Origin of the sequence: Pseudomonas sp. S04, assembly GCF_009834545.1 — a bacterium.
GTDB lineage: Bacteria > Pseudomonadota > Gammaproteobacteria > Pseudomonadales > Pseudomonadaceae > Aquipseudomonas.
On the sequence record NZ_CP019427.1, the window covers coordinates 4,082,044 to 4,097,096 of the forward strand.

12 protein-coding genes are annotated in these 15,053 nt (G+C 52.7%); 10 read left to right on the plus strand and 2 right to left on the minus strand.

Annotated features, from left to right (window positions below):
* Positions 1 to 232: 232 nt before the first annotated feature.
* Positions 233 to 1,411 carry a hypothetical protein gene (locus PspS04_RS18045; protein WP_159996977.1) on the minus strand — a complete coding sequence of 393 codons (1,179 nt, stop codon included), beginning with the start codon at positions 1,409 to 1,411 and terminating at the stop codon, positions 233 to 235.
* Between the two features lie 623 nt (positions 1,412 to 2,034).
* On the opposite strand from PspS04_RS18045, the gene PspS04_RS18050 reads away from it, so the two are divergent.
* The 9 genes from PspS04_RS18050 (at position 2,035) to kdsB (ending at position 12,572) form a co-directional block, all read left to right on the plus strand.
* Complete coding sequence (locus tag PspS04_RS18050) at positions 2,035 to 2,826, plus strand: ABC transporter permease (protein WP_159996978.1); 792 nt, start codon at positions 2,035 to 2,037, stop codon at positions 2,824 to 2,826.
* 12 nt (positions 2,827 to 2,838) lie between these two features.
* A complete protein-coding gene (locus tag PspS04_RS18055; protein ID WP_159996979.1) occupies positions 2,839 to 3,492 on the plus strand; it encodes an ABC transporter ATP-binding protein in 654 nt (217 codons plus the stop codon).
* 52 nt (positions 3,493 to 3,544) lie between these two features.
* On the plus strand, positions 3,545 to 4,651 hold the full coding sequence (locus PspS04_RS18060) for an ABC transporter permease (protein ID WP_159996980.1): 1,107 nt from the start codon (positions 3,545 to 3,547) through the stop codon (positions 4,649 to 4,651).
* Entirely contained in the window at positions 4,644 to 5,735 is a 1,092-nt protein-coding gene (locus tag PspS04_RS18065; protein ID WP_174244587.1) for a polysaccharide biosynthesis/export family protein, read from the plus strand. Before PspS04_RS18060 ends, PspS04_RS18065 begins: the two co-directional genes overlap by 8 nt.
* Positions 5,736 to 5,768: 33 nt before the next feature.
* Positions 5,769 to 7,199, plus strand: coding sequence for a mannose-1-phosphate guanylyltransferase/mannose-6-phosphate isomerase (locus tag PspS04_RS18070; RefSeq protein ID WP_159996981.1), 1,431 nt, complete (start codon positions 5,769 to 5,771; stop codon positions 7,197 to 7,199).
* 97 nt (positions 7,200 to 7,296) lie between these two features.
* The gene (locus tag PspS04_RS18075) at positions 7,297 to 8,748 is read left to right on the plus strand and encodes a capsular polysaccharide export protein, LipB/KpsS family (protein WP_159996982.1); all 1,452 of its coding nucleotides are present in this window, start codon (positions 7,297 to 7,299) and stop codon (positions 8,746 to 8,748) included.
* A gap of 15 nt (positions 8,749 to 8,763) precedes the next feature.
* Positions 8,764 to 10,332 carry a glycosyltransferase gene (locus PspS04_RS18080; protein WP_159996983.1) on the plus strand — a complete coding sequence of 523 codons (1,569 nt, stop codon included), beginning with the start codon at positions 8,764 to 8,766 and terminating at the stop codon, positions 10,330 to 10,332.
* A 79-nt stretch (positions 10,333 to 10,411) separates the two neighbouring features.
* Entirely contained in the window at positions 10,412 to 11,254 is an 843-nt protein-coding gene (kdsA, locus tag PspS04_RS18085) for a 3-deoxy-8-phosphooctulonate synthase (protein WP_159996984.1), read from the plus strand.
* 31 nt (positions 11,255 to 11,285) lie between these two features.
* Positions 11,286 to 12,572: a 3-deoxy-manno-octulosonate cytidylyltransferase gene (gene kdsB, locus PspS04_RS18090; RefSeq protein ID WP_159996986.1), complete on the plus strand. Its 1,287-nt coding sequence runs from the start codon at positions 11,286 to 11,288 to the stop codon at positions 12,570 to 12,572.
* Positions 12,573 to 12,724: 152 nt separating this feature from the next.
* Here the strand turns inward: kdsB and PspS04_RS18095 are convergent, their stop codons facing one another.
* A complete protein-coding gene (locus PspS04_RS18095) occupies positions 12,725 to 13,657 on the minus strand; it encodes a KpsF/GutQ family sugar-phosphate isomerase (protein WP_159996988.1) in 933 nt (310 codons plus the stop codon).
* Between the two features lie 238 nt (positions 13,658 to 13,895).
* Here PspS04_RS18095 and PspS04_RS18100 point away from each other — a divergent pair, with 238 nt between their 5' ends.
* Positions 13,896 to 14,936, plus strand: coding sequence for a phosphotransferase (locus PspS04_RS18100; protein WP_159996990.1), 1,041 nt, complete (start codon positions 13,896 to 13,898; stop codon positions 14,934 to 14,936).
* Positions 14,937 to 15,053 lie beyond the last annotated feature (117 nt).

A 15,053-nucleotide genomic window follows, 5' to 3' on the forward strand; every position in this document is an offset into this window, starting at 1 on the left:
GTACAGTTCGCTCAGCTTCACGTCGTAGCTGCGCAGACTGTATACCGCATATTTTGCGGCGGTCAGCTTAGTGTTACTTGATGATTAGATATGCTCACGTCCTGCGGCCACAGACCGAGCCACACAAAGCTATAAAAAATACAGCTTAGTTTGCGAAACCAGCACCGACAAGTAACCCCGAGCGATCAAACATAAATTCCCCCAGTATAAAGCACTTCGAGAATCAATGAGTTTAAGCTTCAACAACTTTAAACGCACCGTCAACATTCGCACGCCCCATCAAAGGCAAAAGCCCTTGAATTTCAACCATCCCTAAGGATTTAACCATATCAATATCACCACCAAACAAGAAAGGAACACCAATTTTATATCGGTCAGATCTAATAATTACAGATGAAATTAGCGCCTGACAGACCTTAGAACTGTCAACCTCGCCCGAGTTCGCCGTTACTCTCACACAAACTTTTCCGCTCGACGATACAACAGTATTTTTCAGCGGTCTAAAAGCCAAAATCACTCCTGCGCCAGTGGAGCTCCAGTCCTCATTGTAATAAGAGCTAGATAACTTATACTCACACTCGTTATCACCTATGATTTTCAGGAAGCCACACGAAGCCTTCAAATCGATACAGACAGAAATTATTTCGGCCCCTCTGGGAACTGAAATTTCAAAATCACCATGCGATTGCGAAACATGAGAAAACACTTCACCAGCACGCGACGTTCTTCGCACACAAACATCATCGCCAAACTGCGAACCAAGATGTAAAACGTGATGCCTCACCAGAGTCTTAAAAACGAAGGAATCACCTACCCCCAAATTTTTTTTATAATTTGCTAAGCACCCATCGATCAGCCTAGACAACTCGACACCAAAATCATCACGTACGTGCACGCTGTCTTTGAATAACCGTAGCAATTCGCCATGCGAAGAATCGCGATCAGACTTGAGTTTTTCCATCAACTCATAACAATCAAAATAGGGGATCCGCAATTCCATGCACAACTCCCGCAAGAGAGCCGTTATTTTGCCGCTATCCGAAATCAAGTCAGGGGTCGGCAGCACCAGAATCACGGGCACACACCCCGACGAAAGAATGCGACAACATACCTCAGCTAGAATATCTATCCAATGCTGTGGATCGACATGCTTCGCCTTCATCCACAAGCCATCATTCACACACAGATCCAGAATGCAAAAATCATAGTTAGCCATGTTGATTTTTGCGAGGTTATAGAAGACGAAAGAACTAGTACACGCCCCAATTGAAAAATTATCAAAACACTTCACATTGCTTGAGGAAGAAAAATATGAAGAATAGCCGTTTTTTATTACCCCGTTCGAGGTGCCTAATAGACACAGAGAATATCCATCATCAGATCTATCATCAGCACTTGAACGTAAATCCACAACCACCCCCAAAAACACCTAAAAATAAAAAACTTAAAAACAACAAAAACCTACGCTAAACACTTCTACTCGAAAACATCCTAACTCAACAACGGCTCAACCTTATAAACTCAAAATTCTGAAAATCTGAACTCATGATCAACAGAAACAAGTTGACAACTGGGACGCTTATTCGGCATGAAGCCCGACTCAAAACCTCAAGGCGCCAGAATCGACGTAAAATACGGGTAGAATTGTATTGCCAGCATCGCAAAATTGTACACAATCTTCGGCAGCCTATCGCCCAGCAGGACACAGCGCATCCTAAAAAATAAGCGAACCGTGATGGCATTGCAACACCATTGGTGCGGAATTGGAATTCACTCTGTCACTTTTAAGAAGTTATATATTTTCGCACTTCTGTACAACCCGTGAAGTGATATGCACCCATAGGAAAGCATTTTAATCCTTGTAGGCATAAAGGAATGATTCTCGCTTGACGCTAATACCACCCAGCGATTAATCTCACGCCCCTTGAGCACGGAAGCCGCCCGAATCCCCAAGTCACCGCGCGGATACGGGCCATTTCTGAAACGAATTCACCGGCGCGCCCAGGCACGCCGCTTTGCTGTGCGGTAAAAATCGTGAAACCTCGCTCCTCTTTCCAGATTCAAAAATCAGTCATCTTTGCTCTGATACTGCGTGAGGCCCGGGCGCGGTTCGGCGACCGTAGAATGGGGGCTGTGTGGACGTTGATTGAGCCGATCTGCCATCTATTGCTTTTCACCCTACTTTTTTCTCTGATTCGCGGCAGAACTGTCGCTGGCGTCGAATATCCCGTATTCGTGCTTGTCGGAATGGCCCCATTTTTACTCTATCGCAACATTGCGCTTCGATTAATGGACAGCCTTAGGGAAAATCGCTCACTTTTTGCTTACAAACAGATCAAACCGCTGGATACCTACATCGCTCGCGCATTGGTAGAAGCGTGTATCAGCGCCACGGTGTACGCGATATTGGTATTTGGCTTCGCTTGGTTCGGTTTCGATATGACGGTGCACAGTCCACTACAGTGGACGGCTACGCTCAGCATCGGGCTTCTATTTGCTTTCGGCCTGGGGATGCTGCTGGCATTGGTCACTCACGCCCTACCCAGCCTAAAAATAGTGATTCGGATGGCTTTTTTCCCTCTTTACTTCATTTCTGGTGTTCTGATGCCCGCATCCTACCTTCCTCAAGAGATGATGCCTTTGTTGCTATTAAATCCATTTCTGCATCTGGTTGAACTGGTCCGCGCCGAAGTGTTGCCGCACTACGCCCCCGTAGACGGCGTATCTATCCAGTATGTGATTACGTTCACTGTGATTTTGCTGTTCGTAGCTCTGGGCAGCTATCGCGCTCGTCGCCTGCATTTGATTTCCACGAAGAACGGATGAGGATCGGCAAACGTGTTTGAGCTCAAGAACGTCACCAAGTCCTACCTCACTCCAAAAGGTCGGAGGCATGTTTTCCGCAACCTTTCACTATCGATTCCACCAGACAAGAATATTGCTCTGATCGGACGAAACGGCGCAGGCAAATCAACGCTGATGCGTCTCCTTGGTGCCGCCGACATTCCTGACTCAGGCTCCATCGTTACTGACAAAAGCATTTCCTGGCCCGTCGGACTCTCGGGTGGTTTTCAAGGTAGCATGACCGGTCGCGACAACATCAAATTCGTTTGCCGAGTTTACGGCGCTGAAGGCGATGCAATGCGTGAAAAGGTTCGATACGTGCAAGACTTCGCTGAAATCGGCGACTGGATTGACGAACCCATCAAGACCTATTCGTCAGGCATGCGTTCACGCTTAGCCTTCGGCCTCAGTATGGCCTTTGACTTCGATTACTACTTGATCGACGAGGTAATGTCAGTGGGCGACGCCCAATTTCGACGCAAGTGCGCAGAAGTTTTTCAGGAAAAGCGCCAGCAATCAAAAGTCGTACTGGTAACTCACAACATGCCCGAAGTCGAAAAGCTCTGCGACATCGTTCTATTGATCAACGACGGCAATATCCAGATCTACGAAGACGTCGCCGAAGGCATCAAGGCATACAACACCTGAACAAACATCTTCCTATATCGCAGCACCGTTTCACATCAAGGATGCATCACATATGAGCAGTACGGGTAAACTCAAGAGCTGGCGCCTGGCAATTGGCCTGGTCGTCCTTCCACTAGCCTTGGCAGCCATTTACTACGGCATGTTCGCCATTGATCGTTATGTGAGCTCCGCGCAAGTGGTCGTGCGCCAGGACGGTGGCAACCCAGGCGCTGCCGTACCCGGACTGGCAACCTTGCTCACTGGCACCAATCCTGCCTCGCGCGAAGAAACCCTCTATCTGCGCGAGTATATCGTGTCCATGGACATGATGCTGCTGCTGGAAGAACGCTTGCACTGGATCGAGCAATACGCCGCCCAGCGCAACGATATTTTCTTCTGGCTGGACAAGGACGCCGAGCGCGAAGACCTGCTCAAGTACTACCAGCGCATGGTTTCTGCCCACTACGACGAAACCACCGGCCTGCTGCGCGTCGAAGTCCAGGCGTTCACCCCGGAATTGTCCGAACAGATGCTGCGCACCATCCTTGAGGCCAGCGAGCATTTCGTCAACGAAGTCAGCCACAGCATCGCTCGCGAGCAAATGGCCTTCGCCAAGAGCGAACTGGAAACCGCGCGCGTCAACTACGCCGAACGCAAAACCGAGTTGCTGGACTTCCAGAACGACAACAAGGTACTGGACGGTGCCAACACTGCACAAAGCCGCGCAACCATCATTGCCGACTTGGAAGGCCAGTACACCAAGGAACAGGCAATCCTCACCGAGATGCAATTCAAGTTGCGCGCCGACTCACCGCAGGTGAAACAGCAAAAGCAAAAGGTCAATGCCATTACTCAGCAACTAGCCAAGGAAAAGCGCCTGCTGGTTTCCTCGCCCAATGGCTCGCAACTGAACGTCGTCGCCTCGCGCTTCCAGCAACTGACCCTGGATGCAGGCATCGCCGAAGAAAGCTACAAGACAGCCGTCGCTGCCCTCGACAATGCCCGTATTGAAGCCAGCAAAAAAATTCGCACCCTGGTCACAGTAGTCAGCCCGAACAGTCCGCAACTCGCCTTGTACCCAGAGCGTCTGTACAACCTGGCAACGATCTTGCTTGGCCTGCTCATGCTGTACGGCATCACCCGCTTCATCCTGGCTTCGATCGAGGATCATCGTGATTAAATCCCTTACAACTCCAGCAAAATTCAAACTGAAACTGGCAGCGCTGGCCCTCGCCGGCCTGGGACTCAGCGGTTGTGGCGGCACGCTGTCGGGCGCAGGCCCGTACAAGGGTGATATCGAGAGCAAGAACGAAACCTACAACCTGGTCGAGATCAACGCCAACACCATCGGCCCCTACATGCGCGGTGCCGTGCGCCCGGTGCAAGCCTCGATTGCCAAGCCAGTCGCGCCTTCCGCGCGCCTGATGGCTGGCGACATCCTCAATGTGCTGATCACCGACAACGCCCCTGAAGGCTCGGCGCTGTTCGCCCCGCTCTCCAGCGGCGGCACCCAACTGAAGACCCGCATTGACGATCAAGGCATGATTTCCCTGCCCTACGTCGGTCGTCAGTTCGTGGCGGGTATGACCCTCAACCAGGTTGAGAACATGATCCGCAAGCAGCTCAAAGGTGTCACAACCGACGTACAAACTCACGTTGAACTGGTGGGCGATCTGTCGGGGTCGGTACTGGTTGCCGGCGCGGTGAAATCCCCTGGCCGCTTCAGCACCCTGCAGGGTCCACTGACCTTGCTGGACGCCGTCAACCAGGCCGGTGGTCCGGTGCTTGAGCCTCATCTGGTCAATGTCACAGTGCGTACCGGCAGCCAGGTGCAACAGTTCAACTATGAAGACGTGCTGGCCGGCAACAACATGGTGCTGCGCCCGAACTCGGAAGTCGTCCTGGACCGCGCTCGCCAACGCTTCGTTGCAATGGGCGCTGTCGGCGAGCCCGGCCTTAAGGATCTTCCTGGGCAGAACACCAGTTTGCTTGACGCTTTGGGTAGCGTCGGCGGCCTGAGAGAAGCCAGCGCGAACCCAGAGGGCGTATTTGTCTTTCGCATGGGCGAAGGAACCAATGCCAAGCCTACTGTTCTACGCCTGGACATGCGTGATCCAGCAGCCGTTTTCTATGCTCGCCAGATCATAGTCAAGCCTGATGACACCATTTACGTAACCAACGCAGCAGTTTACGAGTGGCAAAAAGTTATCTCGCCAGTCGTACAAACCATGATGTTGGGCCGTGCCACTGGCGCCTACAAGTAACTTTATAAATTCGATCAGCGATAGGGAAATTACATGATCCCGGTAATTCTTTCTGGCGGCTCCGGCTCCCGACTTTGGCCACTTTCGCGTGCCATGCACCCGAAGCAATTCCTGACCCTGCACGGCGACCAGTCGCTATTCCAGAATACGCTGTCGCGCCTCGCTGGCATTCAGGATGGACCACTGACACCGATTGTCGTCAGCAACGAAGACCACCGTTTCCTGGTTGCCGAACAGTGCCGCGCACTGGGCATCAACCCACAAGCCATCCTGCTCGAGCCAATCGGTCGCAATACTGCGCCTGCGATTGCTGCAGCGGTCGTGAAAGCACTGGCAACCGGCAAGGATGAGCTGCTGCTGGTGCTGCCAGCTGACCACGTCTTCGATGACCTGGAAGCACTGCGCGCCGCCTTCCAGAAGGGCGTGCCCGCTGCCCGTGATGGCCGCATCGTGACATTCGGCATCGTGCCTAACAAAGCGGAAACCGGCTACGGCTACATCCGTGTGGCCGAGAAGTCGAATGCTATTCAGGCAGTCGATGAGTTTGTCGAAAAGCCGGATCTGCCTACCGCCGAACACTACGTCGCCGACGGCCGCTACTACTGGAACAGCGGCATGTTCCTGTTCCAGGCGTCGAGCATGCTCGCCCAGTTGCGCGAGCACGCACCCCAAGTGCTGGCAGCGGTAGAAGCTGCACTGAGCAACGCCAAAGAAGACATGGATTTCACGCGCCTCGACATGCTGAGCTTCGCGGCCGCTGAAAACATCTCGATCGACTATGCCGTGATGGAACGCTCCGACCAGGTCTCGGTTGTGCCTCTGGATGCAGGCTGGAACGACGTGGGCTCGTGGTCGGCGGTCTGGGAGATCGCAGACAAAGACGCGCAAGGCAATGCCTCTCGTGGCGACGTGATGCTTGAATCCACCAGCAATGCCTATGTTCACGCTGAACATCGTATGGTGACAGTCCTGGGACTCGATGACGTGATCGTGGTGGAAACCGCAGACGCTGTGATGGTCGCCGCCAAAGACAAGTCACAAGACGTCAAGCTCCTGGTTGATCGCATCAAACAGAGCGCCCGCACGGAAGCGACCAACCATCGCAAGGTATATCGTCCATGGGGCGCCTACGATTCCATTGATAATGGACCTCGTTACCAGGTGAAGCGCATCACTGTTTCCCCAGGACAGAAACTCTCGGTACAGATGCACCATCACCGTGCAGAACACTGGATTGTTGTGACTGGCACAGCAAAAGTGTCGATTGGCGATAAGCAGATACTGCTCACCGAAAACCAGTCGACCTATATTCCAGTTGGGGTAGTACACGCACTTGAGAACCCAGGGAAAATCCCTCTGGAAATGATTGAGGTGCAGTCGGGTGGTTACTTGGGCGAAGATGACATTGTCCGTTTTGAGGACCGCTACGGCCGTAGCGTTGAGTCCCAGCGAGTGCCTGCATAACCTCGAGTAACCGCGTACAAAAACCTTGTGCGAATTAGTAGCAAGCCCTGCTCCTCAACGTTAAAACGTCGGGAGCACGGCAAATCAAAGTGCAGATATGAACATACTTATTCAATGCGGCGACCACTTAGAGAACCAAAACAGAATAATGACACTGGCCCTTGAACTCAAAGAGGCTGGGCATTCACCGACAATCCTTTTGTACTCTAACTTAAAGGGACGTTACTTCGAGAACAAGGGAATCAATACCATTTCACTCGAAGCGCATGCTTTCCAAGACACTCCAGCAAAAGAGATTACAATCGATTCCTTTCTCGAGGACGGGATCAAATATAACGATGTAATGGTTGCTGAAGCAAGAAGACGTCCAATCGTGGGCTGGCCCGGACAGCGCGTAAAAACCATCCGAGACATCCATAGGATCCACAAGACGCTTTCTCACATCATATCAACCCAAAACCCAGAAAAAATAATCATCTGGAACGGGTTCACAGGATATGTTGCCAATATCCTGCGGCTTGTCTGCGAGCATCGAAAAATAGAGTGCGCATTCCTTGAGCGCGGACTGCTTAAGGGCTCACTTTTTATTGATCGCCTAGGCGTGAATGGCGCTTCATCGCTAAATCAACTGACCCCTACCTCAGTCGACAATTACTTACTGTCGAGCGAGGAGACAACATTTGTAAAGCAGCTATTCAATATCGGCTCTCAAGCCATTGAAAAAGCCGAGCCCAAGAAAAACCTAAATATTTTTTTCCCACTGCAGGTTCAACTGGATACGAACATTATCCTGTACTGCAAATACCGCTCGATGCGAGAGACATTTTTAGACATTTACTCGGCACTGAATACTGCTGACAGCTCCTTCCTGATTCGGCCACATCCAGAAGAGACCGCTGAAACGCTGATTAACATCCCTCGCTTTGACAATGTTAAAGTATCCAGTGAGAAAAGTCTCGACCATTGGCTGGACTGGTCGGATTTGGTCGTCACTATCAACAGCACCGTGGGTCTTGAGGCACTGATCAAAGGGAAACAGGTCATTTCCTTGGGACAGTCAATCTACTCCTCTGCGGGGCTGACAAGCGCACTCAACACCAAGAAACTACCTGGCGCCGTAAACCACCAAAGATTGATAAATTACTTAGGCATACTAGTAAAATCAAACTTACTTCTGCCGGATGGCCCGTACAACAAATCAGTAGTGAGCGAACAGCTTTCAATTAGTCCTGACAGCGTCTCGACCACTGACAAACAGCAAAATTCAGGAGCTGTTAAGCCCAAAGCCGAGACCGCCGAAGTGCACCTTGCCTTCCCACTTAACGCAACACTTGACCTGACATACAGAAAAAACAAGGCGCCCATCACCAAAGACTGGCTAACTGAAATAGCGAAGAAACATATAGATGCCAAGCAATATGAGTTCTCAACTTCAAGAAAGCCAAATAAAGACCGATACTCTATTAAAATAGTCAATGAAGGCAAATCAGCAAAAGCTGACTATAAATTCAACAAGACTATCGACATTTACGGCAATGAAGTACGATAACCAGAGAACATACTCATGAAAAAAATTGCGATCTTTATTGATACTATCAACGCCGCTCAGCAAGCAACAGTCAGCGAGCTATTGTCCAAGAACAAAGACAACACTTACATTGGATTAAATCTAAAAAAAGTAACTCCACACCCCAATTTAAAGGACGCCAAGGATACTCAAGCCTTTTTGGACTTCTGCTGCAGCGCCCAAGACTTGATCCTGATTGCACCGGACAATTTTTCTGTCGACGAAAAAATGCTCAACAGCTTTTTTTCCAACAGCCTTGGAAATGTTTGGCATATCCGTACCGATGGTAAACTCGCCCGGTATAGGCTCAACCCGAACAGAAAAGCATCTACCCTGCTAGTATTCCCCGGCTCCATCCTGCCATTGACATTAGGGTCACATCAGCGCGTATTCAATTTGCTGGTCAACCTCGGCAAGAATGGCATCCTGGTTGACGTATTGATCACCACCCCGAAAAATGTAAAACAAAGCGAATACCAAACAGCTCTAAAAACAATTTGTAATAATGTTTACATCTATAAAAACAACAAGAAAAAACATAGCACCACCGTAAACACCAAGCGCTACCTTGAATCCAAGGCACGAACTTTCCTGGGCAAATCAAAAGAGCTTCCCGAGCTATTCTCGGAGCGTTTGAATACTCGCCCAACAGAGTCGTGCAAACGCTGGGTAAACTCGCTCCATCTCGCAAACAAATACGAGTCAGTTATCGTTTCTTATGCGTGGATGATGGGCGCACTTGAATACATAATACATGACAGCGATAACTTCAAAGTCATTTGCGACACCCATGATGTCCAGTTCACCCGGAACGATGATATCTTGAATCGCAAGGAGCGCATTTTCTTCAATAGCTTAGCTGAAAAAAAATGCGAACTCGACGAGTTGAAAAAATGCGATTCGGTGCTTGCGATATCAGTATCAGATGAAGACATTCTAAATAAAGCCCTAAAAAAATCCGTTAACACCAATGTTATTCGCGCGTCTTCCGGATTTGATTATGCGCTTTCGCAGGTCAAGTCTCGCCCGCACGGAAAACCTCTGTTCTTCGGTTTTATCGGCGGCCAGATGTCGGCCAACGTAAAATCCCTGGTGCACATCCTGGACATTTGGTGGCCTGCGATAAAACAGTACTCGCCAGACAGCAAGCTGTTCATAGCAGGCTCCATTTGCAAATCCGCAGAAATCCTGCCAAAGATCTTTCTTGACACCAATATCGTACCGCTGGGCTTCGTAAACAACATCGGTGAATTTTACAATAACATCGATGTTTCACTTAACCCGGTACTGGTGCAGGGCGGCCTTAATTTCAAAAGTGTTGAAGCTGTATTTTCCGGCAAGCACTTGGTCACGAACAAACTTGGCCAAGAGTGCTTAGGCACGGAGTTCCCCTCAACAATTGTTGAAAAGCCTGAAGATATCATTGAATTTATTTCAAAGTACGAATTCAATCTAAAAAAATGTTACGGCATTCGGGTAGCCAACCAGAACAAAGCGAAACAACTCTTCGCAAACAAAAAGACCTACCGCGAGCTCGTCAATTATCTAGCCGGCCAGCACGCATAGGCGTGCAACTAATATTAGTCTTCAGAATAATGCAGTCAGTTACTGACTGCTATAATCATCATTTAATGCGAATACGATCATGATCAAAATCACCCCAACCATCGAATGCTCCAACAACGCCCCCTTCGTCCTGTTCGGCGGCATCAACGTCCTGGAATCCCTGGACCTGGCCCTGACCGCTTGCGCCGAATACGTGCGCGTCACCGAGAAGCTGGGCATCCCTTACGTATTCAAGGCCAGCTTCGACAAGGCCAACCGCTCCTCGATCCACTCCTATCGTGGCCCAGGCATGGAAGAAGGCCTGCGCATTTTCGAAAAGGTCAAGGCTGAATTCGGCGTACCGGTGATCACCGACGTCCACGAGATCTATCAGTGCGCTCCGGTTGCCGAAGTGGCCGATGTACTGCAACTGCCTGCGTTCCTGGCACGCCAGACTGACCTGGTAGTGGCCCTGGCCAAGACCGGCAAGCCGGTGAATATCAAGAAGCCGCAGTTCCTGAGCCCGTCGCAGATGCAGAACATCGTGCACAAGTTCAAGGAAGCCGGTAACGACCAGTTGATCCTGTGCGACCGCGGCACCTGCCTGGGTTATGACAACCTGGTGGTGGACATGCTCGGTTTTGGCGTGATGAAGCGCACCTGCGATGACTTGCCGATCATTTTCGACGTGACCCACGCACTGCAGCAACGCGATCCATCGGGCGCTGCGTCCGGCGGTCGTCGCGAACAGGTCGTCGAACTGGCTCGTGCTGGCATGGGCGTTGGCCTCGCCGGTCTGTTCCTGGAAGCTCACCCAAATCCGGACCAGGCCAAGTGCGACGGCCCTAGCGCCCTGCCGCTGGACCAACTTGAGCCGTTCCTGGCACAGATCAAGGCTCTGGATGACCTGATCAAATCGTTCGCCCCGCTGAACATTGCCTGAAACAGCGGTTCTTGACGCAAGGATTGTGAACATGGCAAGTACAGAACAACGGGTCGCGATCGTCATTCCGGCCCGCTATGGCTCGACACGCCTGCCGGGCAAACCGCTGGCCGACATTGCCGGCAAGCCGATGGTGCAGCACGTTTACGAACGCGCCCTGCAAGTGGGCAATGCCCAGGTAGTGGTAGTAGCCACCGACGATGAGCGCGTCGCGCAAGCGGTGCGGGCTTTCGGCGGTGTATGTGTAATGACCTCGCCGGACCATCCGTCCGGCACCGACCGCCTGGCAGAAGTCATGGCCCAGGTCGACGCGGACATCTACATCAACCTGCAGGGTGATGAACCGCTGGTGCGTCCAGCCGACATCGAAGCCCTCGCGGCCGGCATGCTCGCCGATGCGCAGGTGAAGGTCGGCACCCTGTGCCACCCGATCGATGCGCACGAAGCCGGCAACCCCAACACCGTGAAAGTGGTGTTGGCCAACAACGGCAACGCCCTGTATTTCAGCCGCTCACCGATCCCCTACCCACGGGATGGCGAAGTTGCGCACTACCTCAAGCACGTAGGTGTGTATGGCTATCGTCGCGAAGTGCTGGCCGACTACAGCGGCTTGCCGCAACCGATGCTCGAGCACGCCGAGAAACTCGAACAACTGCGACTGATGGCGGCTGGTTACTGCATTCGTGCGTATCTGGTTGAACCGACCGGTCCGGGGGTCGATACACCGGAGTGCCTGGAGCAAGTGCGGGCAATCATGAGCGGCCAGGCGCCTGCGCCACAGCCGACCCTGAACGACGTGCGCCTGGTGATCACCGATGTCGATGGCGTACTGACCGATGGTGGCATCTATTACGACGCCACGGGTGAATGCCTGAAGCGCTTCCATGTGCGTGATGGCATGGGCATGCGCCTGCTCGAAGAGAACGGTGTACGGGTGGCGGTGCTGTCCGGCCGCGACTCGGCGACGCTGCGCAAGCGCGTGGCTGACCTGGGCATCACCCTCTGCCAGTTCGGCGTCAAGGACAAGCAGGCCGCCTGCAATCAACTGATGGCCGAGGCCGGCGTCAGCGCAGCGCACACTGCGTGCATCGGCGACGACTGCATCGACCTGCCGGCCTTTGCGGCCTGCGCCCTGTCCTTCGCAGTGGCTGACGCGCCGGTGTACGTGAAAGCCGCGGCCACCCACACGCTGAACGCAGCAGGCGGTACTGGCGCGTTCCGTGAAGTCGCGGACGCGATTCTGTTTGCCCAGGGCAAGGAGGCCGTACTCGGCACTGCGGCAGGTTATGCGCAGGTGATGGCGAAGATGGCGCAGTAGTGGATGGACTAGCTGGCGCGGGCGATCTGTTGGTCGCCTTCGCTGACTGAAACGAAAAAACGGTAGGAGCCACTAGCTCCTACCGTTTTTTTTGCTACCGAACATGGCAGCTCAGGGTCGTCTCGACCCCGAACTTTGCACCTGCAATACGATCAGTCGAAGATTTCGACCACGCCAACCACCGCGTTTTCGTGGTTGGTCACAGCCAGGGCACGGATCTTGTTATCAAGCATGTAGGCTTCGGCCTCGGCCAGCTGCGAATCATCCTTGATGGTGTGCGGCTTGGGGGTCATGAAGTGAGCGACGGTGGTGTGGATTACCCCTTCGTCTTCCAGCAGCGCACGACGCAAGTCGCCGTCGGTAACGATGCCGACCAGAACACCGTCGTCCATCACAACCGTCAGGCCCATGCGGCTTTGGGTCATGACCATCAGGCAGTCGTGGAAACTGGTGGCCGGCGTCACGATCGGTGCCGGTGTGTGCATCACGTCGCTGACGCGGGTCAGCAGTTTACGTCCCAGGCTGCCGCCCGGGTGGTAGCGTGCGAAGTCCATCGGTTTGAATTGCAGGGCCTCGATCAAGGCCACTGCCAGGGCGTCACCCATGGCCATGGTCGCCAGGGTCGAGGTGGTCGGCGCCAGGTTGTTCGGGCACACTTCGCGCTCGACGGAGATATCCAGCCAGATATCGGCGTGCTTGGCCAACGTCGATTTACCGTTGCCGGTCATCGCGATGATTTTGTTGCCGAAGGACTTCAGGCTAGGGATCAGCTTGATCACTTCTTCGGTTTCGCCGCTGTAGCTGATCAGGATCAGCACGTCGATCGGCTTGAGCATGCCCAGGTCGCCGTGGAAGGCTTCGGCTGGATGCAGGAAGAAGCTCGGGGTGCCGGTGGAGGCGAAGGTGGCAACCATTTTTTGCCCGATCAGGCCGGATTTGCCCATGCCACAGACCACAGCACGACCTTTGCAACCGAAGATCAGCTCGACGGCATTCTGGAACTCACCATCCAGGCGAGCGGCCATCTGAGTGACGGCCTGCGCCTGGGCGATAAGGGCTTCTTTAGCGATAGCGAGGTGATTCATGTTTGACTTTCGTCCCTGAAAACAACGTAGTGTTAAGCGGCGAATTTTAAGGTCTTTGCAACATTTAGCAAAGTCCCAATCCTGCACGCAGAGGATTTTAACCGGTTTAATGCCGCCTCGAGCCACGGCAGCGGCGTTTTTAGTAAACTTTTCGTTGAATCAGTGATCTGTATCACGCAGCATATTGTTACCAAAACCGCTACAAATCGGACATACGGCACTTGCCTAAGTTGAAGTCATGAATCTGGATCTACACCCCCTGCAAGGCCGCAGAATCATCTACCGTTGGCAACAAGGCACCCTGCAACAGCACTTACGCGCCTTGCTGCCCCACTGGGGCAATGAGCCACTTTCCATTAGCAGTCAGGACCTGGACTCCAACGCCTCCTTCGTCAATTACGTGCGCCATCATCGCCTGGTGGATCCAAGCAATGGTCAGACCTTGGATCTGGTGGAAAAGTCCATTCGCAAAGTGGCTTTTATTGGCAGTCAGGAAGCGCGCTTCTATCGCACCGGGGAGATGCTCGAGGGCAGCGAACATTTTCAGTACCCGGCCTGCCTGGGGGTAATCGAAACCCCGTGGGAAAGCTTGATCTTCACTGACTTCGTCATTGGCAAACCGCCGCGCATGCACGCGATCGCTCCCCAACTGGCGCTGGGCATCGCTGAACTGGAAAGCCTCAGTCACCGCTTTCTCGATTCTCGTCCAGTGCATCAGGCGCCCCTGTACTGGAGCATGGACTTCTACCGCCCGTGGTTCCTGCTGCGCCCGCGCTTCAACTTCGCCCGCTGCCTGCCCGAGCTCGAACGCCTGGCGCAGAGCGATGAGCGCTTCGCCGGCCTGGCCGATTCATTCAAGGCTTTCGAGCCCGAGTTGGCCCGCCTTGGTCGAGCCGCACGTCGTAGCCCACGCTGCATCAGTCACATGGACTATCTGCGTAAAAACTTGTTCGTCGATGGCGCAAAACTGCAATTGATCGACTGGAGCGAGGTCAAGGTCGGGCGCGTGGGTTTCGATGGCGGAGCCTACCTGGGGAGCTTGTTCCGGCGTAAGGACATGACATTGTTTCTTACCGCACAAAAGCAGTTCATCGAGACTTATCGCAAAGCATTACCGGCAGAGTTCGATACCGACGATGCGCTGCGTAATCTGCACTACATGTTCCTGCTTAATGCACTCTTCCATTGCCTGCGCCCGGAGACTATCGCCGAGTACCAGGACAAGGAACGCATGCCCCTGCTTCGGCAGAAATATGATTACTTGCTCAGCTTGCTCTAACGCCGCGGCGAAAATGATGGCACACTGTCATCAAGGATTTTGTTGATCTATGTTGCGTATTCGTCCGAAAGACCGTTCTCCAATTATTAAATTGTATTAACATCCTCGCGATATTTG